At 48.0% G+C, this 25,890-nt stretch carries 17 protein-coding genes; 3 read left to right on the top strand and 14 right to left on the bottom strand.

Annotated features, from left to right (window positions below):
* Positions 1 to 27 precede the first annotated feature (27 nt).
* From AC3WTP_RS10845 to AC3WTP_RS10780, 14 genes are all read right to left on the bottom strand, one after another.
* Positions 28 to 2,328 (bottom strand): FAD-dependent oxidoreductase, encoded by a 2,301-nt coding sequence (locus AC3WTP_RS10845; protein ID WP_492394622.1) that lies wholly within the window; start codon positions 2,326 to 2,328, stop codon positions 28 to 30.
* Positions 2,329 to 2,346: 18 nt separating this feature from the next.
* Positions 2,347 to 4,677 carry an SMP-30/gluconolactonase/LRE family protein gene (locus tag AC3WTP_RS10840; protein ID WP_492394621.1) on the bottom strand — a complete coding sequence of 777 codons (2,331 nt, stop codon included), beginning with the start codon at positions 4,675 to 4,677 and terminating at the stop codon, positions 2,347 to 2,349.
* A gap of 187 nt (positions 4,678 to 4,864) precedes the next feature.
* On the bottom strand, positions 4,865 to 5,635 hold the full coding sequence (locus tag AC3WTP_RS10835) for an IclR family transcriptional regulator (protein ID WP_492394620.1): 771 nt from the start codon (positions 5,633 to 5,635) through the stop codon (positions 4,865 to 4,867).
* Positions 5,636 to 5,807: 172 nt separating this feature from the next.
* Positions 5,808 to 6,431, bottom strand: a complete 624-nt coding sequence (locus AC3WTP_RS10830; RefSeq protein WP_492394619.1) for a carbohydrate-binding family 9-like protein — start codon at positions 6,429 to 6,431, stop codon at positions 5,808 to 5,810.
* A gap of 19 nt (positions 6,432 to 6,450) precedes the next feature.
* Entirely contained in the window at positions 6,451 to 7,764 is a 1,314-nt protein-coding gene (locus AC3WTP_RS10825) for an aspartate aminotransferase family protein (RefSeq protein ID WP_492394618.1), read from the bottom strand.
* A 60-nt stretch (positions 7,765 to 7,824) separates the two neighbouring features.
* Positions 7,825 to 9,279 carry a M81 family metallopeptidase gene (locus tag AC3WTP_RS10820; protein ID WP_492394617.1) on the bottom strand — a complete coding sequence of 485 codons (1,455 nt, stop codon included), beginning with the start codon at positions 9,277 to 9,279 and terminating at the stop codon, positions 7,825 to 7,827.
* Positions 9,280 to 9,306: 27 nt separating this feature from the next.
* Complete coding sequence (locus tag AC3WTP_RS10815; protein WP_492394616.1) at positions 9,307 to 10,290, bottom strand: carbohydrate ABC transporter permease; 984 nt, start codon at positions 10,288 to 10,290, stop codon at positions 9,307 to 9,309.
* Positions 10,287 to 11,183: a carbohydrate ABC transporter permease gene (locus AC3WTP_RS10810; protein ID WP_492394615.1), complete on the bottom strand. Its 897-nt coding sequence runs from the start codon at positions 11,181 to 11,183 to the stop codon at positions 10,287 to 10,289. Before AC3WTP_RS10810 ends, AC3WTP_RS10815 begins: the two co-directional genes overlap by 4 nt.
* Position 11,184: 1 nt before the next feature.
* Entirely contained in the window at positions 11,185 to 13,467 is a 2,283-nt protein-coding gene (locus AC3WTP_RS10805; protein ID WP_492394614.1) for a DUF5696 domain-containing protein, read from the bottom strand.
* Entirely contained in the window at positions 13,460 to 15,487 is a 2,028-nt protein-coding gene (locus AC3WTP_RS10800; protein WP_492394613.1) for a YIP1 family protein, read from the bottom strand. Before AC3WTP_RS10800 ends, AC3WTP_RS10805 begins: the two co-directional genes overlap by 8 nt.
* 18 nt (positions 15,488 to 15,505) lie before the next feature.
* Positions 15,506 to 16,360, bottom strand: a complete 855-nt coding sequence (locus AC3WTP_RS10795) for a carbohydrate ABC transporter permease (protein ID WP_492394715.1) — start codon at positions 16,358 to 16,360, stop codon at positions 15,506 to 15,508.
* Between the two features lie 3 nt (positions 16,361 to 16,363).
* Positions 16,364 to 17,353, bottom strand: a complete 990-nt coding sequence (locus AC3WTP_RS10790) for a carbohydrate ABC transporter permease (protein WP_492394612.1) — start codon at positions 17,351 to 17,353, stop codon at positions 16,364 to 16,366.
* A gap of 3 nt (positions 17,354 to 17,356) precedes the next feature.
* A complete protein-coding gene (locus AC3WTP_RS10785; RefSeq protein ID WP_492394611.1) occupies positions 17,357 to 20,344 on the bottom strand; it encodes an extracellular solute-binding protein in 2,988 nt (995 codons plus the stop codon).
* Complete coding sequence (locus tag AC3WTP_RS10780; protein WP_492394610.1) at positions 20,344 to 21,471, bottom strand: ABC transporter ATP-binding protein; 1,128 nt, start codon at positions 21,469 to 21,471, stop codon at positions 20,344 to 20,346. Before AC3WTP_RS10780 ends, AC3WTP_RS10785 begins: the two co-directional genes overlap by 1 nt.
* Before the next feature lie 367 nt (positions 21,472 to 21,838).
* Between AC3WTP_RS10780 and AC3WTP_RS10775 the strand changes: the two genes are divergently transcribed.
* The 3 genes from AC3WTP_RS10775 (at position 21,839) to AC3WTP_RS10765 (ending at position 25,877) form a co-directional block, all read left to right on the top strand.
* Positions 21,839 to 23,218 carry an extracellular solute-binding protein gene (locus tag AC3WTP_RS10775; RefSeq protein WP_492394609.1) on the top strand — a complete coding sequence of 460 codons (1,380 nt, stop codon included), beginning with the start codon at positions 21,839 to 21,841 and terminating at the stop codon, positions 23,216 to 23,218.
* 127 nt (positions 23,219 to 23,345) lie between these two features.
* Positions 23,346 to 23,726 carry a RidA family protein gene (locus AC3WTP_RS10770; RefSeq protein ID WP_492394608.1) on the top strand — a complete coding sequence of 127 codons (381 nt, stop codon included), beginning with the start codon at positions 23,346 to 23,348 and terminating at the stop codon, positions 23,724 to 23,726.
* A gap of 33 nt (positions 23,727 to 23,759) precedes the next feature.
* Positions 23,760 to 25,877, top strand: coding sequence for a hypothetical protein (locus AC3WTP_RS10765; RefSeq protein WP_492394607.1), 2,118 nt, complete (start codon positions 23,760 to 23,762; stop codon positions 25,875 to 25,877).
* Positions 25,878 to 25,890 lie beyond the last annotated feature (13 nt).

Below are 25,890 nucleotides of genomic sequence, written 5' to 3'. Positions count from 1 at the left end.
TCAAGTCTTAGATGCAAAGTTACGCGTCTATGTGGAGTAGATTCGGACCTCGTACAGTGATGCTGAGGCATCGCCGTTCGTGGCGAGCACCGTCAGTCGCACTCGATCTGTCTGAATAGGCTGCTCCAGTCGAATCGCGGCCTTTCGCTGATAATTGTCACCTATACTGCCGATCTCAAGCCATTGACCTTGTATAAGCGCTTCTACTCTTATATCTCGCGGACACTCCGGATCGCGGTAGAAGGCTGGATAGCTGCGATAATCGCGAAGGATATATCCAGGGAAGGTCAGCTCAATGGTGCTGATTTGAACGGGTTCCGTCCAGATAAACTCGATCCACTGAGGCATTGACTCAACGGGGTCCGAGCGCCATTGATTGGTGCTGCGATATGGCCGCGTGACACCGCTTAGCACCTGATTAGCACCATAGCAGGCTTGTTCCGGGGAGATGCGAAAGCTCATGGTTAGTCCGTTTCCGTATTTACGCATCTGTCCGTTCTGAAGATCATATGCGCTGACATGTCCAGGAACCACCTTGTCAGCGGCGTGCCAGCATACATGCGGATTAGCCAGCAGATCTAAGCGGATGTAACGACCTTTTAGCTCAGATACATCCAGATCCGTCGTCCAATCGATCCATTGCTGATGACCGGGACCGACCGCAAGTTCTGCTGTTGCCAGAGCTTCCCCCGGCTCTATGCGGTAATCCCATATATGCTCAACGGCATAGAGGCGAGCTTCAACCGTCTGAACATCGTCGGACAAGTTGCTCAGGCAGAACGAGAGCTTATCGATGCGATCGGCGCCGACAGCGATCCATTGTCCTCGCCTTTTGGCCAACGCTTCATCGATTCCCGACACAGCTTGAAGCAATGGCTCTGCGCCCGACAGCTTAGCCTCGCTGCTCGCATATACAGCAGCCAATCTAGCTAGATCTCCTGGATCCTCGTTACGCGCATTAAGTAGAAAGCACCCGTCACGAAGCAGGGCTTGTTGAACTTCATGGACAGCTAACTCTGGCACTTGTCTTACCGACAGTAGTCCATCCCGAATCGTGATAGCAGCCGCTGTTCCCGCCGCCTGCCCCATCAGAGCCGTAGTGCCTTGAATCCGCACAGTGCCGAGGGCAGCGTGCGTCACACTGACATTCCGCCCAGCCATCATCACGTTGTTCATTCCCTTCGCGATCAATATGCGAAGCGGGATGCCATACGGGCCGACGTAGGTTCTAGCGCCGTAGCTGCTGTCATGCCCTTCCTTAGTCGTTCTCTCACTGAATGGAGCCAGCAAACCGCCCGGCTCGTGCAGATCGACAAACCATCCGCCATAGGCGATCTCATCTGGAAACACCGTTTTCTCCAGCGGATCATGCTCGGTCATCCAGTATTCGCCTACGATGCGGCGGCTTTCGCGCTTACCGGGCACCTGCCCGATCCAGTCCAGCGCATAGTTCGCCGATATATCCCTGAACTCGCTGTCACCATTTTTAATCCAATCCCAGATCCCCATCACATGTCTGGTCAGCTCATGACGGAGCTCCTCATTATCGTATATCGTGTGCCAAGGGACAGATAGCTCGATCCACCAATAGCCGCTCTTTGTATCGCCCGGCCAGCGGCCCTGCTTGTAGAAGAAATCTGGATTCTCATACTTTACCGCCCAATCAGGCGCTGTAAAGGGGACAGGGCGTCCCATATCCTTCGCCTTGAAATGGATGGAGTTGCCCATAACCGCATCACTAGCTTGTAACGGCGCATGCGGCTCGTTGTATTCATCTCGTCCTTCTGAACCCATACGCCACTCACATCCGGCAAACGCCGCGACAATGCCATCGCCTGTACAGTCGATGAACGTATGAGCTCGCAGGATGAGCTCCGTTTCTGCATGATGAACTTGGGCGACAACGGCATCGACCGTCTGTTCATCCTTCATTAGCACACCTTTAACTGGGGTATTCAGCCGAAAAGTCAAATTCGCAGTAGCCATTGCCATCTCATACTGCACCATGTCCCAGACACTGTTGATCCAACCATTATCACCTGTCGGATCCTCATGGTTTCGCGCACGCTCCTCAATAAGCAGCTCAGATATAATACCGGTTTCCCGCGCATAGGCATGAGAGCTTGCCGCTCCTTGCGGAGGCACACGAATCTCCGAAGAACTGTTGCCGCCGAATACTGGACGATCCTGTACAAGGCACACCTTGGCACCATGCCGCGCGGCGGCAACAGCCGCGCATAAACCAGCAAGCCCGCCGCCGCAAACGACGATATCATAGGTCTCTTCGATCCTGCGATATGCGGATCGCATCATCTCGTGTGAATTCAATCTGCTCAGCTCCTAAGTTTATTTAGGATCTTGTGCTCTTGTCACGCTCTCGACAACTTCGTCACCCGTGCCAGCTGTGGAACCTGCTCCCTGAACTCGCACACCCGTAAAACGGACCACGCTGCCGTACTCCTCACCTGAAGCAATATGCAGGGAATCATCGTCTGGAGAGTATGCGATGCTGGATATATAATGAATGTTCGCCCACTCCGCATCGATAGCAGACAGCTCGCCATTATCTTTCAATACGCGAGGTCTTCCTAGATCAACAAAGCCGCTGTCGCTCTCATAGTGGAAGACGTGCCCTGCATCTCGAATCCCCCCATATACGCCTGCGACTTCTCGATCATTCAGCTTGATGAAGTTTCGCAGTTGTCCGCTGGAGTACAGTCTGCCGTATGATCGCCGTCTACTTAGATCCGGAGATAGCGTAAACAGCATGCCGTCGGATGTGCCTGCTACAACCGTTCCATCCGCCAATACGGCACCGCCTGTAATCGTGGCCTTAAACGATCTTCCCCGAATCGATGAAGATTTCGCTTCAAGTTGATCACTACACTCTGTGTCCATATCGTAGTGCAGTATGTCATCATTGCATCCGGATAACAGCAGGCTGCGATTGCTCAGCGGAATCACGAATGAATCTGCTGTATGCAGCGCTATGTTATGCAACGTTCGAACATGACAGCCTCCATTGCCTATCATGTAATCTATTTGATGTAGAGCTTTATCTGTACTGCTAGCCAGAATTTCTCCTGAATCTAGTTGCAACTGCAGCTTTGCCAGCTCGATTTCCGCAGGCAACGGAATGCATTTCGAACAGCTGCCTGACAATAGATCGACGATTAAGATGTGACGATCACTTGTTAGAACAGCGATTGATTGATTATTTACGTCGATACAGGATATGGGCGATCCACCTTGATACACCGTTGTCATGTCTAAGAGCTTACCATCGGAACAAGCTTTATAATCGGATTCAGTCAGCAGCACACGGTCTTTTCCACTTATACAATAAACCTTGCCATTGATAGCCCGTACATGGCTGACTGCTGTATCCCGCCAATCCATATGCTGATGCAGCGGCAGTGTGCGTGTCTTGTTCGCAACGATATGCATATATGCAGGAACGCCAACACCGTTGTAGCTTGGTTCATAATAAGGTCTAAGCGGTGCCGATGGAGCATCAGGTCCTGGTGGTTCCAGCCTATTCACATCAACAGCGAGAATATAAGGCGAGAATTCACCGCATACATCCACCATATGAAGCCAGCCTTCACGGTCAAAGATCATTTCGCAAATGTATTGTGAATCCTTCCCGTTCGGCGCTACCAGGCCTAGGTTCTCCGGCTTCCCTCCATTCAGAAAGTCCCATCTGACCAATCGGATCGGGCTATAGCCGTCATTCGTCTTGAGACCGTAATACAGCACAAACTGGTCATCAGCCGCCAACCCTCCGATACCATAAGGTTCCACCGGAATCTGCTCCGGCAGGTGGATATGGCCATGTCGAGTTACTTCTAACGTCTCGGTATGAATCTCTATCATTTCACAATCTACGTTATCAACCATAAGCAAGCTGCCGCGAGGAGTATGAAGTCCAAATATAAACTGTCTTCGATGTCTATGACCATGCGGCGAATAGAAGTTGACCTTTAGATCGGTTACCGTCTCTGTCTCAGGGTCGAATCTCCAGATCCCGCCCGTATAAGAGCTTCCGTAGAAACGTCCACGATCATCCTTGATCAAGCGGCAGGAGGAGAATTCAGACAGCTTACCGTAATCCTTCACTTCATTGGTATGCAGATCCAATCGATATAGATGGCCTCTCATATAGCCTAGAAAATAGTAGTATCGTGGATCATTGCCCAACATGCCGCCATATATGCTCTCCCTAGGAACTGGAATGCCTCTAGTCTCTACTACATTCGTATCCGGATTAACGATCATAAGAATGGAACCGGGATAGCCTTCCCACGGATGCTCATAATACTGCTCGAACATCCACTGTTTATGCCCTGGAGCAGGGGCTGTATTATGCGTCGCCATGATCAATCTTCCATCTGGAAGGAAGTCGATGCTTGTATGGATCTTGCTAGGGGGCATCTGCTCTGTATCAACGATCCAAGCCTTTTCAACATCAACTATCAGTCTAAGTTCGCCGGTTGTTGGGTAATATTCGTACAGCAATGCAGTTAACGGTTTCTCATTCTCTCCGCATACACTAATGTAGAAGCGATCATCAGGCGAACGTACAAAGTCCCATACCGCGTTATGCCCTTTTTCATTAGGCAGCTGTACAAAACGCGTGATATGCTCAGGAATCGCGGCAAGCAGATTAGAAGTCATCTATACCCCTCCAACTTAGCTATCGTTAAGCAAATTCTATCTTTAATGCCATATATAGTCAATTGAATTTTCATATATGATTATCTTTTTCTTATCTGTGAAATGAAGTGCGTGCACGGGTGGTGATTTACATAAAAAAACGACCGCTCTCAGCCTGCACTGATCACGATCGTTTCCACATCATAGCTTAGTTTTGCAAATACAAACGGTTGCTTATCTCGCTGCATGCGTTCACAATGCTTTGGAGAGCATTCTCCCATAACATCTCGGTTATACGGGCTTGTGGAATCGACACACTCACGGAAGCAACCACATTGCCTTCCATGTCGATAATCGGTCCAGCTATGCAATGTACACCCTCAATTGACTCACCATAATTGTAAGCGATATTCTCAGCGCGCACTTTAATAAGCTCATCCTTCAGAGCTGAGACAGTCGAGATCGTCTTACTTGTATAAGTCAGCAGCTGTTCGTTAGGGTACAAAGTGTCAAACTCAACGTCTGACAGCCGAGACAGCAAGATCTTTCCCGAGGCAGACGCATGCAGGGGCAGTACAGATCCTAGATTGTTGTTGAAACGCAATGGCTGCGCAATCTGCTTCTCCGCGATGTATACATTGTTGTCTCCACTGCGAATGCTCAGAAACACAGTCTCATTCAAGATCTCAGCAATCTTGCTAGCTGACCGGTAGAATTCCTTCGTCAAGTCCGTATTGAGGCGATGCTTCACTCTAATCTCAAATATTTTATTGCCCAGCTGAAAGTTTTTGCCGGAGCTATCCGTCTCCAGATAACCTCGACTAAGCATATTTTGCAAGATTTGATAGGTGCTGCTGGATGGCATATTTAACGACTTCGCAATCTCTGTAAGTGTAAAGGTATCCTTCTCTTCCGTAAACAATTCAAAGATGTCCAACACTCGGTCGGCAGATTTAACTTTAGGTGATGGTTGTTCCATATGGAATCCTTCCTCTTCTTCCATAGTTACATGAATATAGTACTTTTGGATAATAATTGACTATACAATAATCATTCTATCAGCAATTACATACTTCCGCTATATGAGCATGTGTATAACTAACTAATATTGTAATTTTCAATAAAATGCACTTAAGCCGCATCTAACGTTTCTATTCTTCAAAAGTCATATATCCAAAGTAATCTGACTTATGAAAGTCGATCGCTTTCGTGGGCGACCATGCCAAAAACTCTCGAGTACCATCTTCCTGCTCATCGATTCGATACAGATTAACTCTCCACTGCTTCCCGGCCGAGATTGTGCTCGAGAAGGCATGATGCGGAATCATAATTTCATATTCAAATGAATACATGGAATCTTTCAACCGATACACATTCGTGAGCAAGCCATCAATATTCCAAGCTATATCAAGCTTGATAAGTCCAGACAGATTATTTTCAATGACCGCGTCAAATACAACAAGCTTCGGGCTTACCTCAAGCTCGATGTAACGTCTTCCATCACCTGCTTCATCGATGAAGATCTCTACGACATCCTCATCATATAACGGATCGTCCCGGTTGAGATAATTCGAGACGATATAATCGTCCTCGCAGCGGAATAAGAAACATACATGCTCCGAAGTCCAGCATGCCCTAGCTGCTGTTGACATTCGGGCAGGTGCGCCGGAAGCGGTCTCAACAAGCATCATTTCCTCCATCTCATCCCAAGGTATACCGTTTCTATGATCAGGAAGAAGCTCAACTCTTTTACAGGTATATTGATACTTTGCCACTTGCATCCTCCACCTCCGCTTATCCGTTCAATCGACCCAACACACGGTCAATCGCTTGAAGAGTCTGATTGATGTCGGCATGAGTGTGCGCAGTTGAGATATACCATAATCCGTTCATACGCAGCAGCACTCCTTCTCCAAGCATGAGCTCGGCAAATCGAGCATACAGCCCTGCATCTCTATTGTTGAATGTTTCAAAATCGTTGACTTGATCTGCTTCTGTGAACATCATGTGCATTACAGGTCCTGCTTGGTTGACGACGCCCATAATTCCGTGCTTCTCTAGGCTATCGCGTATCCCATTCGCCAATGTAACGAATAACTCCTCCATAACCTTGAATGCGGCGCCGTTATCCTTAGCCAATTCCGATATCGTCGCAAGGGCCGCAGAAGTCGCAACGCAGTTGCCGTTCAACGTGCCGAGATGACTCACTCGTCCATCATCGATCAGCTTCATCAGTTCAGCGCGTCCCGCAACAGCACTGATCGCGATTCCTCCACCCATCGCTTTACCGATCGTAATGAGATCCGGCTTGATGCCGAATCTTCCATGCGCTCCTCCTAACCCGAGACGGAAGCCCGTAATCACCTCATCAAGTATAAGCACGATGCCAAGCTCTTCCGTCAATCGGCGCATCTGCTCCAGATAGCCGGGCTTAGGCATTAAGCAGCCCGAATTGCACATGACAGGCTCTGATATCACCGCGGCAATCTCATCAGCGTTCGATCTCAGTGCAGCTTCTAGCGCATCGGGGTCATTCCACGGAAGCAAGATTATATCTTCTAAGCTGCTGCTGCTTTGCCCCATCGTTCCTGGAAGTACAGCACCTGACCCCTTCACATCTCCGGTCTGTATGATGCCTGCTCCGGGAAATGATGTATAGATGGAATCAGACCAGCCGTGATAGTGGCCGTGAAAACGCACGATTCTGCGTTTGCCTGTGTACGCGCGCGCCAATCGAAGCGCCAGCATGACTGCTTCTGTACCAGAGCCGCTGAAGGCTACTTTATCCGCACATGGTAGAACTCCAATTAATTGCTTAGCAAGCTCGATCTCTCCCCCATGCTGCAATCCGTAGGTATAGCCGTTCCTCATAGCTGCAGTGATAGAGGCAGTCAAGCCTTCATGCGCATGCCCTAATATTAGCGGTCCGTAAGCCAGCATATAGTCGACGTATTCGTTGCCGTCTATATCGCGGAGCTTAGCTCCCTTAGCAGATTCCACGTAGATCGGAACCGGCTTCATGGATGCGCGCAGCGAGCTGGCCACTCCACCGGCTACATAAGCTTGCGCTTCAGCATATTTATCTATAGAAGCTTGATAAGTTGACACTATTCTTTGCCTCCTTATGCTATGTTCGAAACTCGGTATGAAGCTTCGAATGAAGAACTGTTAGAGATCGAATGGAAATATAGGTCGGCGTAATTGATCGTATGACAGTGCCAATAGATCAGAACCGCAGCAGCCTGGCGAATCTACTGGAATGATCGCCTTGCATATGGAGCCAAAGGCGGTCTTCCATGCAATCGCTGCTTTCACCACAATCGTATGATAGTCCTGCGCGCGTATTCCGATAGAGCTTAGGTGACCCGGATCCCACGGCGGCGTTCTAAGCTCGGTTAAAACCACTGTCAGATTTCCAGCTTCAATAACAGCAGTCTTACCCATATATGCACGCTGACCTGTCATATATGCACCGATATGGGTGTACTCACCATCGCTTAAGAGCTTAACTCTGCCTGATACCTCGACTGGAGGCCCATGAAGTGCATCGCACTTACCGCCTATACGCTCCTGAAACTGTCCGCCTACACCTAAGAGATGCGCAGCTCGAACAGCAGCTTCATCGCAAATGACGATCAGACTCTTCTTAGGCGGATTGATCAATCGAGACAGGACATGAGTAGCGTCTGCGGGTGCGCCACCGCCTACATTGTCTGAGCCTTCTACGAGAATGACGGGCACTTCCGACTCAGCGAAGGCCATTGCAACCGCAGTTTGCGGATCGTGAGCACTATACCTGAAGCGCTCCCTCCGCTCCCAGAACATCTGGCTCAGCTGCTCCGCATATCGATCCGCCAGTTCCCGATCTCCGTCTGTTGTCACCACGACTGAGACTCCCGCTTCCGGCACGTCACTATATGGGAAGCCTCCGGCAATCGTCACATTAAGGACGGAGCGTTCCCGTTCGATGGCATGAGCCCGCTCCATCATTTCTTGCATGGGGCCAGGCTCTTCCGTCAACATCATCTGCGGAACAACAAGCATATTCGGACGTGAGTACGCTCGTACCGGTGCGATCTCACCACGTATTACTCGAACGAGCAGTTGGACAGCTTCTACTGCTCGTTCATACACATCGACATGCGGGTACGTATCGTAACCGACTAGAATGTCAGACAGTTCAACCATATCCAAGCTAATATTAGCGTGCAGATCCAATGTGCAGGCTATGGGTCTTCGTTTGCCTACCTTCGCTCGAATGCGACGGAGCAATTCTCCTTCCATATCCGTGATTCCATCAGCAGCCATGGCGCCGTGAAGGATCACGAGGAACCCGTCTACAGCTTCATCTACTGATTCCACGACACGTTGAATTAATGCTTCAGCCGTTTCAGACGCTATCATTCCGCTTGGAGTCGTCGTGGTGTAGAAGCCGACTGACAATTCCAATCCATTAGTAGAAGCTGTGTCGATGACGCCCCCCATTGAAGTTCGGGTACCCGCATAACGTGACAGGAAGGCGTCAGTGCCTTCTACCCATTCGGATTGAAATGCTTGCAGTTCCGTCCTACCGGGAGCGAACGTGTTGGTTTCATGGACTAATCCAACCACCGCAATGTTCATTGCAGGCCTCCTTCATTCTGTATACACTTAATCAACCATTCCTGTACGCTCGATTCCTTCCGTAAACCAACGCTGCGCGATGAGATACACAACTAATGGAGGCAATATAATCAGGAATGCCGCCGCCATCTTCGGACCTTCTGATACTGGGTCTTTTCCTACAGCCGTGTCGAAATTGACAGCCCAATTCCCCATTAACTCAGCTTCAAATGAGCTTAATCGCAACGACAACGGTATAAAGTCTTTGCTTAGAAACATCGACGGCTCGTAGTACATGTTCCAATACCAGATAAATGAGAACAGGAATACGACGAGACAAGCCGAACTTGCAAGCGGAAGCATAATTCGGAAGAACAAGCGAAACACAGAAGCGCCATCCATCTTGGCCGCTTCTTCCAAAGCCTTAGGCTGCGATAAGAAGAATTGGCGGAAGATGATAATGAATAACGCGCCGCGCATTCCCTGAGCGAACAGCGCGGGGATGAGAAAGACAAACGGCGTATTCAATAAGCCTAACTTGCTGTATACCATATACAGCGGAACTAGCGTTATTTGAGGAGGAACCAGGAAGGTCACCAGTATGAGGAAGAAAAACAGATTCTTCCCTGGGAACTTCAATCTCGCAAGCGCATAGCCGGTAATTGCGCAGGAAAACACCTGCAAGATCGATCCAACTAAGGAGATGATCAGTGTATTCATGAAGGCTTCGGGATAGCGAAGCCCGAACCAGCCTTCTATATAATTCTTAAAGTGTACCACTCGCGGTATAACACCGACGGTTGGATCGATTAAGTCAGACACACTCTTCAAGCTGGTCGAGACCATATATATAACGGGCTTCAAATACAAGAAGGCGATGACGCCCAATAATACGATAATGATGAGCTTGGCGAGCATGCCATCGTTCATATGTTGACCCAGCACAAGCTTCTTCACCTTCTGTGTATGGCGGCTGGAGAAGAATTGTGATACTTCCAACCTCATCTGCCGGTAGCTCTCAGCCAGCTTCATCGCAATCCCCCGTTTCTCTTGGTTGCCCTGTAGGTAATCGCCAGAGCAACTCCAAGCAGCAGCATGATGATAGCGAAATACAGCCATGCCATTGCGCTTGCATAACCATAGCCCGTGCCCGGACTAAACATATTTCGCCCGACGATTTCCATCACGGGATTGAACGGAAATGTAAACAAGTCAACAATAGTGAAGATCGAGTTCAGTCCGATGAAAGGCACCATACTCGGAAATGTAATCTTCCAGAAGCTTTCCCACGGAGAAGCGCCGTCTACACGAATCGCTTCATATAGTGACTTGGGAATCGTCTGAAAGCCGGCTATAAAGATAAGGATCTGTACACCGGAATACCATAGTATGATAACTGCTCTGCTTAGAATATTGATGATCGTAGTCGCGAGTCCGCCGGAGAACATCTGTTCTACAAACTCATTAATCTTATATTCCTTAATAAAAGGCAGCTCTCCGGCGCCTTGCGTGAACAGCTCCATTAGTACCTGACCAGTTGCAAATATGACCGGAAGAAAGAATACAGCCCGCATAAACCCGCGACCGGGAAACTTCTGATTCAGCATTAACGCTACGAAAAATGAAAATATGAGTATGAGCGGAATGATCACAATCATTTCTTGAAAATAACTGATTAAGATGATCGGATAGGCGTTGTCTACGATCAGCATTTGTTTATAATTGTCCAGACCGACCCACTTGTATTGAAAGCCGCCGCTCGTGATTAATATTTTGTTGAAGCTGTTATACAACGACCAACCGACGGGGAAAGCGACAAACAAGGAGAAACCGATGATCCAAGGCAGCATAAACAAATATCCGACGCCGTATTCTTTCCAACGGAACATCAGGTAGCTTTTACGCCGCTCCTTTACCGTGTTCATCCTATTTCCCCCCTTCAGTCACGTTGAATTGTTTCGTATTGTAGTCCACAGTCACCTGTGTTCCATCCGTGTAAGTCGTCACATAGACCTTGTCGGACAATTTCTTATGATTGATCATTTGCTGATTGTATACTGCTGCCAGCCTATTGAATTGTTGATATTCCTCAACAAGGCGATCCTTCCAGACAGCAAATTCACTGCTGTACACATATCCATAGTCCGTACCTTTCAACACTCGACTAGGCAAATAGGTCAATTTGAAGTATGGAACTGCCCCATATTCAATAGCTCTCAGGAAGTCATCTTCGTAGGATTCTCGCAAATTTGCCGGAGCGGTCGTATACGGAATCGAGCCATGAATGACCATTGGGTAGAACGGCACCGTCTCATCAACCATAAAGTCATAGCTTGGAGAGGAAGTGATGTCCTCAACATAATCGGTATGATTTAACGAATAATCATGGCCTCGAGCAACACCAACCGTCCCAAGCTGTTTCTTCGTGTAATCCAGCAGCGCATTATAATAATATGCCGTATCGGCTCTAGTCAGAGGCTCATTCGTCTGATAGTCGGTATAGACCAGATTCCCCGGCCCATCCGTATACAATATTCCGTTAACGCCAATATCCTTTAGCTCATCAATGACATCCTTTTGTTTGCGAATAGCCAGAATCGGATTTACGATGAAACGTGTTTTCATACTGCCAAATATGCTTTCATTTCCCATCATGCCGTACTTTTCTTGAAGCACCGTCGTATCAATACTGCGGACACCGTCCGACTTGATCGAGAATTGGGTATAGTCCTCGTTCTTCCAACCGATGAAGTCTTCGAACAATACGTTAATTCTGTTCTTATTCATCTTCTCGATAAATTTCTTGGCAGCTTCGGTTCCGCCTAACTTCGATTGTATGGGCAGCCGTTGATCCGAATACATACGTCCACTATCCTGCCAGCCTTGGTATGTTACGGTTATGTTGGAGATACCCTGCTTCATGATGTCATCGATCATCTGGCCAGCCTGCTCAAATGTCGTTGCTGGTTCGTAGCTGTACCCGCCGAATCTAGCTTTGGTTCCTCCGCCGACAATCGCCAGCTGCAGCGGGATCTCATTCGCTGCCTGCATCGTGTCCGCAAGCAAGCCGTTCTTCAGCATATAGCTGCGGTAAGCCTTCGCCATCCCTACATAATTCGCATTCTCACCGGTTAGAAATCGGAATTGTACACGGTGATCCGACTTCATCCGTTCCTTCTGGATCGTGTTCACGACTTCGTTCGTTAAGCCGCTGACCCTGCGGCCGAACTCGTTACGGTACTTGAAGCTGGCGCTCAACGAATGATAGGATCCTGCGATTCCGGATGGAAGGGCTTTGACCGTTGTTGTATATTTACCTTCCTCCACAATAGCTGTGAAAGCTTGATCGCCGCGAACTAAGCCAAATACAGGGTAGCTGATCGCTTCCCGCTGCACCGACCACATATTGTGCTCCTTTAAGTTCGATGGATCATCTCCGTATATGGCGAATTCATATCCCTTAACGACCGCTGGACGCTCATAGTCATAATGAATAAGACCTCCCGGACCGTCCGGCACGAACAGATATCCGTCCTCCTCCGTTCCCGATACGGCTCCAAAGAATGGTAGAATATCTAGCGAATACAGCTTGAATGTGCCAGCTTCCTTGATCCCTTCATCAGGAACGATCACTTCCAGGCCGTCCTCCGTTAGTAGATACTGAATGACAAACGACAGCTCCTCCTGCTCATACGAGTAGGTAACCTGAATGCCGCCTTCCATCGAGATATAGCTAGCCTTCATCTTCGTGTCCAGCGCATTGGATTGGATCTTTCTCGTTTCTCCCTCCGATACATATTCCAGCACATATGGAGATTGAAGATTTTCGAGAAATGCGCCCTTGACCGTTTCTTGTGCTATGCTTTCCGGAGTTGGATTGCTCCTCCATACATAGCCATTCTCCTTGCTGCGCACTGCGATCTGACTCGTCTTCGGATCAATCAGCAGTGTATAACGTTCATTATCCGCCGCCTTCGTAAAGCCATCAGCTTGAACATCGGTTGGTGTCCATGCTTCTGCTTGCTGAACCTTGAATGACATAGATGTCGGAGCTGCTATATTCATTTCCTCCAGCTCAGGTAACCGATCCCATCTCACGATCACGATGATGATTGCAATCATGAAGATGGCTGTCGCCAGCCCTATTAAGAACCTCAGCGTTACGCTGTTTGGCCATAATCGTTTAGCCACATTCGCTGCATTAGCCACTGAAGGTCACCTCCTGGTAAAGCTGCTTCATAAAGTCCAGCAAGTTGATCGTCAGCCCTGTCATGATCGTGAAGAAGATCCAGATAACAGCAACTGTAAACAATGTAATCAGAACAATCTTCACCGTCTCCATAAAGTCAAAGTTATGAGTAACCTGCGTCATAACAAAGAACAGCACGATAATCCAGATCCACATCACCTGCCTCATCAGATCAACCACAATCATCTCTTCAAACACGATGATATTGGTCAGTAGAATGATCGGAATCGTCATGACGATATAAGGTACGAGCGCATACGTGCTCGCTTGGAATACTTCTCGGAACCTGCCTTCTCCGCCCTTGACCGCGCTTACTAGATAGTTGGCGACGACCCATGTAGCCCACGGAACAATCATGATGCCGATCGAGAACTTAATATTAATACTAGCAAGGTCGAATTGATTCACGACAAATCCGGATGCGAACAAGGACAACACATGAACACCTGCTGCCATCATTAAGATGAGGAAAACGATGAACGAAGATATCTGGCGCTCCTTCAGGCGATAGAAGCCCTCATACGGATGCGCGATCAAGTAGACAGCATCTCTCAGCTCGGTGCTGTATCGCTGTACTCTTCTCGGCCATGTTCTTGATCGTGCGTATCGATACCCTTTACGAGTTGAATAGACAAGAATCCATCCTAGAATGACGGCAACAACCAGCGCAAGTATAAAATGTTTCTGCATCCAATCATAGCGGACATTCCAGAATGCATCGGAATAGCCAAGGGCATCCTGAGATGCTTTGAAGTTGGCGATCGCTTTAGGATAATCGCCTCTTTGAAGAGCTGCTTTGCCTAAGCTGTTATAAGCGATATCCAGCATTCCGTTTTCGCGAATCACTTCTTCCCAGTAGGGCTTGCTTGCTTCATAATCACCGTCGTAATACAGCTTAGCTGCAGTTAGAAAGGAATCGCCGAAGCTTGTTCGGCTGAACACTTGAATCATATTCAATGCGCTATCGGCTACCCATAATTGCTTGCTGCTGTTGACGGCAATGCTGGTTGGAAAGCTCGTGATGCCAAGCTGACGCGCATTTTTATTGCCCTGGCTGAAGTTGATCAGTGTCGTCCCGTTCGGTTCATGAATGCTGATCATGCCGAACTCTCGGTCCATGCCATACAAGAACCCATTTTCATCAATAGCTACGTCAACTAGTTGCTCTTCCCAGAAGTCCTTGTTCTTGAACGCATCCGCCCCGCCGGCATTCAGCTTTTTGATCTGTCCATCGTCTTTGCCAGCGGTCGCTGTCAGAACGAAGTGTTCTGGTGTAGCCGTAGCATTGACGATCGAACTCGGACGCTTCGCTGCTTCTTTGGCCAATTGCTCCTTCGAAAGGATGAAACGCTTGAATCGATCCATCCCTGTAAGAGTAGTCTTATTAGCTCCGAAGAATCCGGTAAACTCTCCCTTGGCGTTCATCCGAAACAGCCCTTGGTAAGTATCCTTCACGACGATATACATCACGCCGCGCTGATCAACGACCAGCTTAGTCGGTAGAAAGTGATAATCCTCGAACAGCAGTTGCGAATCCGGCTTCGTGAATACTTGCGCGGCTTCCCCGTTCGCGTTGTACTTCACGATCGTTTGGTCGCCAGTATTAGCAGCATATATGGTGCCGTCATCAGCCACATACACCCCTTCGGGCTGATTCAATTTGCCTAATCCGTCCTGATCGCCGATGCTGCGAATATAGTTGCCGGATGGGTCCAGCTCCACAATTCGATTATTGCCGGTATCCGCGATATACACATAATCATTGCTAGCTATATAGATATCGGATGGACTGGAAAGCTGGGTTCCCATGCTGTTCCCGTCAATGATCTTATCCGGCGCATATAGAGGCTGGGTCATGATCGCTTGACCTGTTTGGACATCGATGAAGAACGTATCGTACGGTATTTGCGCAGCTGCAATCGACGGGGAGAACAAGCATAGTAAGCACAATGACAACAAGATTTTCATTTTACGTTTCATCTTGCCAACCTCCCCATCTTATTTCACGCCTGAATGCAGCATCGTTTGAATCATTTTCCGTTGAAACAACAGGAATAGGATCAGGTTGGGCACGAACATGAGAAGGCCCACTGCTGCGGATATGCTAGCTGCTGCAACGCCTGGAACGTTAGAAGTAAACGCTGTTACATAATAAGCCATCGTCTTCATCGTCTCACTCGTCGTGTATAGCGATGACGTCTCGGTATCCAAATAGACGGCCTGAAACGTAATAATACATATCGTTGCCACTGCAGGAGCAGTTAAAGGAATAATGATGCGAGTAAACACCGTCATATCTGTTGCCCCGTCCAGCTTAGCGGATTCCACTAAGTCGTTTGGAATCTGATCAATGAATTGCTTCATAAGAAATACGGCTACAGGAGAAGCGATAAAAGGCAGAATGTGCGCGAAGTAAGTATCGGTAAGATGCATGCCGCTCATCACCAGATAGCGCGGAATCATGACCGTCTCGGGTACAAACATGAGCGATATCATAATGAGCGCCATGATCAGTCCTTTAAAATGAAACCGATGCTTCGACAGTACATACCCCGCCATCGTACTGACCAGCACAACCACCGCGAGTGTTATACCGGAAATCAGAATGCTGTTGAACAAATAGCGGGTAAACGGAACGACTCCTGCTGCAGTATGCAGCAGCAATTGCTCGAAGTTGCGCAGTGTCGGCTGTTGCACGAATATCGTTGGCGGAAACAAAAACAGTTCATTTAACGGCTTAAACGCATTGTTGAACAAAAATATGATCGGCAGCAGCATGAATACACCGATGCAGCTTAAGAAGACGATGAGAACAATTCGGGATAAGGTCACATGCTTGCGAAACTTGCGCATCACCTATTCGTCCTCCTTCGTTCTGAATAAGGCATAGCTTAGCTTCATCAAGCCATAACTCAGTATCAGCAATACGACCGATAAAGCCGAGGCATAGCCCCATTCGTATCTTAGAAAAGCATAATCATCGATGTGATTCGTAATGAGATGTCCTCCATATTGCGGCGTAATCGTCTGACCCGTCAGCTGTGTGGATATAGCGCCAGCTTTCAACGTACCGACAATCGCCATAACCGCGCTGAACAGCATCTGAGGCTTCATAGATGGGATCGTGATATAGTAAACCTCCTGCAGACTGCTCTTGATTCCATCAATTCTGCCCGCTTCGTACAGCTCGGTATTGACGGTTTGCAAGCCGCCTAGCATGGCCAAGAAGCCTACGCCCATACTGGTCCACAATGATACGATGATCATGACCCACATTAAATACTTCGGATCCTGCAGCCATAGTTGAGGCGTATCTAGTAATCCCATTCTCATCAGAACATTGTTCAGATACCCGACCCGATCACCGCTGAAGGTTGCAACCCAGATAACCGATAGAGCAACCCCTCCAACCATGGAGGGAGCGTACAGCGCTAAAGTAAACACATCGCGTATACGGCTCGGAAGCTGATGGATCAACCATGCAAATATAAATGAAAGGATATAGCCTCCAGGTCCGACGATAACCGCAAATTTCAACGTGTTGGGCAGTGTGTATTTCATAAATGTCAGATCCTGTGTCAGCAGGTTGATGAAGTTGCTCAAGCCGATAAATCGCGGAAATTCAATGCCGTTAAAGCTCGTGAAGCTGAGGAATGCCGCTATAAATACCGGAATCAGGATGAAGCATAGGAAACAAAGCATGAAGGGCGCCAGAAACAGATAAGACATGCGGCTCTTCCAGCATTCATTCGCAAACCGTTTGATGCGTCGAACAGCTCGCGGTGACGTTGGCCTCGACTTCACGATTTCGGCTGCGCCATCTTGAGGGAATGGTGCTGTATTCATGGCCTACTCCCTTCTATACGGTTTATCGTATGGGGTAATGGACAGATCATCTTCTGAAGTGATGCCGAATTCTAGCTGTTTGCGAGTCATCTCTCGTGTTAAGGATTGATACGCTCTCTCTAGTGCTTCTTTAGGTGGCTTGCCGTTCAGCACAACTTCGTTCCAGGCAAAGTCCATTTCACGCGGTAATAAATAATATCCCGGCACGAACGGCATGTTCTTCGCCCATGCCAGCTGCTCATTCAACACCGATAGATCTTCTTCCGGCCAAGTGACTGATTGCATCGCTGCAATATTAGCTGTATGCCATCGATATTCGATTCCGGCAAACGATTCGATGTCATTGGCATATCGACTTTGCGTTTCATCCGATGTCCACCACTCCAGGAACTTCCACGCATCATCCTGCTTATCGCTCTGCTTCAGCATGAAGGCCGAGGTGGTTCCGAGCGAGGTCCAGCGCGAGATCGTGCCATCCTGCTGCTTGACTCCTGGCATCGGCAGCATCTTCCAATGCCCTGCTAGCTCAGGCGCCGCCACAGTCAGCTGAATGTAGGTACTGATATCGTCGATTCCGATTGGTATGTCTCCTGACCGAAAATGATTGAAGAACACCGGCACATCTTTCGGCAAGTCGTACTTCGTATACCAATCCGTCCATTGCTTGAAAGCATCTAAGCTTGCGGTTGACGCAAGGTCGGGCTTCAAGCCGTCTGGGGTATATAATTCCGCTCCTTGCTGGCTGAAAGCTGTGATAAAATCATGCTTTTGCGGCATAAAAGGCCTATTGGTGAGCGGCAGCCTCGGATACAAAAATGTCATACCGTGCTCCTGCAGAGTCGGTAATAGGGTCAGTACATCATCCCAAGTTTCCGGCGGCTGTAGCCCAAGCTCCTCGAATAGATCCGTCCGAACAAACATCATGTTCATATTCTGCGTTTCAGGCAAGCCGTATGTTCCACCTTCGAAGGTATAAGAACGCATGACGCCGGGGTTAAACCTGCTGTTTACCTTTTCAAATCCGGGAAGTATGGACAGGTCCTGCGCTGCTCCGCGCATAGCAAAATCAATTGGCGTCTCCATCCCTACTCCCAGCGCAATATCGGGTTGAGTTCCCGCTGCGCTGCTCATCAGCAGCACCTTCTGGTCAGGCATCAGGTTAACGTTCACTTTTATTCCTGTCTGGGGTGTAAAGTCCTGTTCGATCATGAACTGAAGCAGATCGTAGTAGTCGCGCCCGCGCTGTACCCATATCGTAAGTGCGTCGTCATCTAGTGGTTCGTTGGAGTCGTAGCGTTGTACGAAGGTGCGGAAGAAGTTCGAAACCGAATAAGCTGTCTTATCCCATGCATTCGGCGATGGTAATTCCGGTCTCGTATCGGGAGCGCGGACGACAAGATAATCCAGTTGTATCTTCTGTCTCTCGATCGGCTTGATCCACGTATTAATACTGGATCTCATATCCGAGAATGCGATGATGTTATTCGGTATGTTATTAACATCATCAATCAAAGTTTCAAGCTTGTTCATGGAAGAGCTGAGCGCTGTTGTCGAATCGGTCACAGCTTGATTCAAGAAATTCATATAATCGCGAACGGTCCGCAGGTCGTTGTATAAGGACTGCAGCTTGGACTCTAGCTCCGGGTCATAACGGCTCATCTCCCAGACACGGCTAGAGTCCAAGTTCTGCCCAGAACCAAAGCCGTAATTGCCAGACACCGTACGTATATCCCACTCCATATCCGTCATTCGTTCATTCAATGCATTCAAGGCTAGAATGGCGGGACGAACGAGCGAGGTATCCGCAATCATGCTGAGACGATGTGTTCCTTCGGTCAAATAAAATTGATAGGCATTCCCGTCTGCGTCTGACAATGGCTTGATACTCAACTCAGAATTCGGCTCAAACCTATAATGCAGCATCTCTTGAAACGGTACTTTACCATCTATTTTGATCGTTCGATAAACGCTGGAATGCCCATTGTAGCCTTGAAAATATTTCGCATCGATTGCAAATCGTCCGGCTTGCGGCACAGTAATCTCCCACTCAAGTGTTTCGCCCGCGTCCTTCCATGAGTCCCCGCCAATCGCGTTATAGACGATATGTCCCTTCGGGTCAGGTTGCACAAACGGCTCGGAAACGCTTAGCGTGCGAATACTGGCCGATGATTTCAGCTTTACCTGCTCCGCTTCTATTAGTTGAAACCAATCATCCATCTTGCCGCTCGTATCGTTCCGTGCGGCATATTCGCTATAGGTCGGAATACGATCTGGCGCTGACAATGTTAGTGAAAATAGGGACACAGGTTCCTTTACGCCAATCATACGGATCGTGTGAGTCCCTTTCTTAAGCGCCCAGCGCAGAGGCTCCGCTGATACCGAATAATCTGAGACTCGGGACGAGCTCCAAGCCAACACCTCCGCTTGAATAGGACGGATTTCATTGCCGATCGCATTGCGTTCGTATGGATACTGACTGTCCTGCCACTTGCGATCCAGCTTGATTCGTTCCGCCTCGGCGAACGGATACTTTCCATCGATCTGAATTCCGCGTATGATGGGCGAGTAGCTGCTCTTAATCGGCAAGTAATCGATAGTCAATTCGTACAAGCCGTCCTCGGGTGCATCGAATTTCCATTCTAGCCACCCCTTTTGATCATTCCAATCTACAACAAGCGCATCTTTATCCGAATCATGGCGAACTACGAAATTAGACTGCTCTGCTGAAGCCGAATAATCCTTAGCAAGAAGGACGGTCTCAGCTTGGTGTTCAGGTATCGGCTTTAACTGGTTGTAATCATCGCTCATTTGCCATTGATAATAGGACATCTGCTTGTTCTCTGAAGCGTTTATGATGTTATAAAGCGCTTCCTTATTGATCTCTGGGAATACTTCTGCTTTAGCAGACAGTGAACGCCATATCAACATTAGGATGATAAAGATTAGCAGTAGACCTACAGTGGCAAGCCACCTACTTCTTACTCTCGTCATCACCGATCCCCCCGAGCTGCCAAGGATACACCGCTTTCACGATCAAACAAATGAGCTTTATCCATCCGGATCACAAGCTTTATAGTCTCGCCCGATTGAATCGGCGTATAAGGCTCCGCTCGAGATATTACTGTATCATCACCTATTGTTGCATATAAGAACGTATTGGAGCCCATAGGCTCAATCATGTCGATGGTTGCTGAAGTTTGCCATTGTGGATATGCATCAAGAGCCCCGCCTTCGCAAGCGACGTATTCTGGACGAATCCCCAGAATCACCTCTCTCCTACTGCTCTTGGCAGACTTGATGTGATGTATGTGGGAGTCATGGATCTGCAGCTTCAATCGCTTATTCTCGAAGAAATAGTCGCCGTCGTGAGTTTCTATAGTCCCCTGAAGAAAGTTCATCTGAGGAGTGCCGATAAATCCTGCTACAAATAGGTTGTCTGGGGAGTCATACAATCGCTGAGGAGCTGCTACCTGTTGAATGTTTCCGTCTTTCATAACAACGATTCTCGTGCCCATGGTCATCGCTTCTGTCTGATCATGCGTCACGTACACCATCGTGGTATTCAACTGCTTATGCAGCTTGCTGATTTCCATACGAGTCTGCGTTCTAAGCTTGGCATCAAGGTTCGAGAGCGGCTCATCCATCAAAAAAACTTTCGGTTCACGCACAAGCGCGCGTCCTAACGCTACCCTCTGCTTCTGGCCTCCGGACAATTGATTCGGCTTCTTAGTTAGATACGGTGTGATTTCGAGCATTCTGGCCGCTCGATTTACCCGCAGCTCAATATCATGCTTCGCGACCTTGTGCAGCTGCAAGCCCAAAGCCATATTCTCATATACGGTCAGGTTCGGGTATAACGCATAATTTTGAAACACCATCGCAATGTCACGATCTTTAGGAGATACATAGTTTATAAATTTATCATCTATATAAATGTCTCCTTTGGTTACTTCCTCCAAGCCCGCTAACATGCGCAGCGTAGTTGACTTACCGCATCCGGAAGGTCCAACCATGACGAGAAATTCACCATCTTCAATGGTTAAATGAAAATCATGGACTGAAGGATTACTTTCTCCTTTGTAGTATTTGTACACGTGGTTGAACTCTACGTTTGCCATAGATCGATACCCCCATGAACTGAGAAATTTTCCGCATTCCCATATATTAGGATAATAATAACAAATAAAATAATCATCGTAAATATAAAATCATTTCATGTACATGAATAAAACGAAAAATATTTTTAGCATATGTGAAGAATGTTTGTTGACATGAAAATCAAACGTGTTAAAATCGTCTCAAGAACAACATCCACATTATACCACCTCATACATTTTATAGCCGCGATACTCAGAGTTCCAACTATTCCATAAGGAGGATGATGACAGGACTCGCTGAAGTCCAATCTGCTCAGACATTCCAGAAGGAAACAGAATCCAGTGCTTGATGTACTTGAATCTATTTTATTTCTTAGGGGGAATTCGAATGAAATCACGCAAGTTCAAGCTGCGGAGTTCATTGCTCGTCGTACTCACCTTCTTACTCGTCTTAACGGCCTGTTCCGGAGGCGGTGGCAATACCGCAACGAATAATTCTAATGAACCGCCTGCTAAAACCGAAGAGAAGAAAACAGATCCTGCACCTGCTCCTACTCCTACACCCGAACCCGAGAAGAAAGATCCGGTAACCTTGAAGCTGCACACTTGGTTTGTCGGACCTAACCAAGCCTTGTTTGATAAGTTCCATGAGATGTATCCATGGATCACCATTGAGCCTGTTACGAAGATTAATGGCGGAATCATCAAAAATATAGTCGCCGGTGAAGAATCAGACCTCTTATTCCTGGACAACGGCTTAGTCGAATGGATGAGCGGCGACCTATTGGAAGAACTGACCCCTTATGTTCAGAAGGACGAGAGAATTAAAAATGCAAAAACAGTTCCAGGATTCTTGGAAGCGTTTCAAGTTGGAGGCAAGCAATATACAATCCCATATTCCGATATCCCGATGTGGGTCGTTGTCAACAAAGACCTGCTGAAGAAATCCGGTCAAGAGATGCCTTCAAACGATTGGACTTATGATCAATTTCTCGAAATGGCTAAAAAAGCGACAAACTCTAGCGCAAACGAATGGGGCGGAATCGGCGTGGCTGGCGATTTGGCTATGATCATGCCTATCGCGAACGGCAATGCTGCAAACTATCGTTTGATGAGTGAAGATATGACAACAAATTTAGTGAACACGCCTGGTGTAATTGCCGATTTGAAGTGGGTACAAGAATTAATAACCAAATGGCATATCCAGCCTACTCCAGAAGAAGCCAAATCGTTAGGCTTTGATCAGGATGGCGCATTCTATAAGGGCAATTTCTTATTTATGATCGGAGCAGACTGGTACTTGCCAGGCTTGAAAGAGAACGCGAAATTCGAGTGGGATGTCCTCCCAATGCCGAAGGGAAAGGTTACTCAAGCTACTGTTCATCAAGCTGGTGCTATTGCAATCCCGAAAGCATCCAAGCATAAAGAAGAAGCCTTTATGTATATTAGCTTCTTGTTCAGTGATGAAGCACAGAAGGTCATGATTGAAAATGGATCCGGCGCATTCGTGAGAACTCCGGAATTAGACAGCTATTATGATCAAGTCGAGGTATGGAAAGGCAAAAATGTGGAAGCCATCAAGATGAACGGCAATATGCCTGTCTTCTCAAGAGACTCTGCAATTACGGAGTTTCAGTATTTAATGGATGGTGTTCTTGGTAGAGTTAATACCGCGCTTGTTAAAGGAGGAGACTTTAACGAGATTGCACCGTTCGTTGAAAAATATAATAAAAATGCAGCTGAAGCCCGCAAACAATTAGGGTGGTAAGTTTCAGTTTCGACAACGATTAGGACCACGGAGAGAGAATGAGGCTGTTGTGTTTATCTCAGGCAGCCTCTCCTTCTCTTATATTGCTCGTCCATTATTGAATCAGGATTGGAGAGGAAAATAAGTGTTGAGCGATAATATACCGAAGTATGGAACAGATGCCCCCCCTTTCTCTAACACTTCACAATCAGAAACGTTGCTGTTTGTATCAGGTCAAGCCGGCTTGGATCCAGTTACTGGAGAGATTGTGTCAGGTGACCTTGAGGAGCAGTCCGTTGCGACTATTCGCAATATTGAACATATTCTGTCTCAATCCGGCTTGGGCTTAAAGGATATCGTTAAAGTCAATGTCTTCTTAACAGACCGGAACCATTATGAGCCATTTAATCAAATCTACTCCAAACTTCTCCCCCAGCCATATCCTGCTCGTACTCTCATTTATTGCGAATTGAATTTTGACCTGCTCGTTGAGATTGATGTGATCGCCGTGCTGAGAAAGGACCGATAACCGCGACGAACGATTAGGTTTTTGGGAGGTTAAATGATGCGAAAGCGCCTATTATTGGCTGCTATCACGATCTGTACGATGCTGATGATGCTAACTTCGATCGGATTGCCTGCGGCGGTTCATGCCGCAGGTGAAACCTGGTCGAGAAGCGATCTATCCGCTCAAGTAAACAAACTCAATTCCTCTATCGCAGCGACAAACCGTCCGCTATTGAAACAGTTTCTAGAAAGTGTTCGCGATCAAGCCAATTCCGTGTTGAGTGCTGCGGAGATTTCCAATGTACAAGGTCAGGCAACCGACAAGGCATTAAAGTACGCTCTGAAGCTGGCGAAAGATACGAATGACAGCGGCTCCACTCAGCCTTGGGCTAACACCCCTTTCATCGTATATTCAGCGGCGGCGCTAAGTCCAGAAATGCGACTGCCTGATACCCTCCCTGATGACGGTAAAGTAAGCGATCAGCTGAAGATCGTATCCGCGCAAGGTGAATTCGAGGCTGCATCGTTTGTTCTTGCTCCGCTAAGCAATGTTGACTCTGTCACCTTTACGATCCATGACCTTCAAGGAAATGGCGGCACGATCCCGGCAAGCTCTGTTGACATGCACGTGGTGAAGACTTGGTACCAAGGCGGAACCGCTTGGCAAAGCTATTTCTTTGACGATACCAAGGACGTGCTTACACCCGAACTTCTTCTGCACGATGAGAATCTGGTCTTAGCGGACGACGTTCAGCATAAAAATTTCCTGAGAGTCGATTATCCGGCAGGATCGCAATATGTAGACATATCTGGAAGCCCCCCTAAGCCTTTCAATCGTTGGACTCAACCTGTTGAAGACAGCCCGGTGCTGCTGCCGATCGCGCTGAAGCAAGGACAATCGAAGCAGATGTGGATCACGACGAAGGTGCCAAGCGGTACTCCCGAAGGTGTATACAAAGGAACGATTGATATAACAGCTAACGGAGCCCTTGCTGGACAGTTGAAGCTCAACATTCACGTCCTGCCGTTCGAGCTGCCTGATCCGAAGACCTATTATGACCTCAACAAGGATTTCTACGTCATGATGATGCATGGCTCCACGCTGAAGAATGCACTGAACGCGAACGGTGGAAATACAGCACTGGCTGAAAAGACGCTAATGAACCACTATCGCAATCTAGCGGAGCATAACGTATTGAACCTGCCGCCTAACATGCCATTTGAAGTCAACCGTCCTCAGATCTTTCTCCGCCAGCTTGAACTGATGGAGCAAGCTGGTTTGGATCTTAATCCGCTCTTTGGCGTTGGGCCTGCGTTTACATCGAATGAATACTACAGCATATGGAGCAGTTATTTAATTGCGAAGCGAGCTTATGAAGCGAATCCGACAGATGCGAATCGAGCTACGATGGAGAGCAAGTACAACGCCTATCTGACAACGCTAGAGCCTGCGAAGGAATACATTCGACAGACGTTTAATACCGTCTCGGCAGCAGTCGGCCATACCAACATATACTTTGATGGCTGGGATGAAGCGGAATGGAATCGATTGCTGTGGCAGCAGCCTCTTTGGAAGTATATTAAGGAAGACATAGGTGCCAAAGTGTTCGCGACAGGCAATGCGTCACACTTAGAGCTTCCGATCACGGAGGAATATTTAGACTGGGCTGGAGAGCCAACTCGTGAGAAAGCGGCCTCATGGCATGCGCTAGGCAGCGATAAGCTAATCACGAACTACGCTTACCCGCATTCAGGACCGGAGAACCCGGATTTTATGCGCCAGCGTCACGGCATGTGGCTGTATAAAGCGAATTATGATGCGACATTCAACTACATCTGGTTCTTCGAGAGTCAAGACGTCAGCGTATGGGGCGAGTACATAGATGCCACGTTCCGTGCCTTCAACTTCGTTTATCCGACGCGTACGGATATAATCGACACGATTGCTTGGGAAGGATTCCGCGAAGGCATCGACGATATCCGTTATGCGACTAAGCTCAAGCAGGTCGCGCAAGACGCGCTCGGTTCTGGTGATGCGGCTCGCATCGCTGCTGCCACCAAAGCTTTAGCTTGGCTGGAGGAAACGGATGAGCGCTCAACCAGTTCAGATATGATCCGATACGAAATGATCCAGCATATTATGAAAATGCTCAACCTAGCCCAAGCGGAATAAGGAGGAGATATTG

The organism is Paenibacillus sp. EB106-04-04-XG159, from assembly GCF_058791835.1.
Note: the sequence above shows the minus strand (reverse complement) of the source record. Positions and strands in the feature narration are given on the sequence as shown.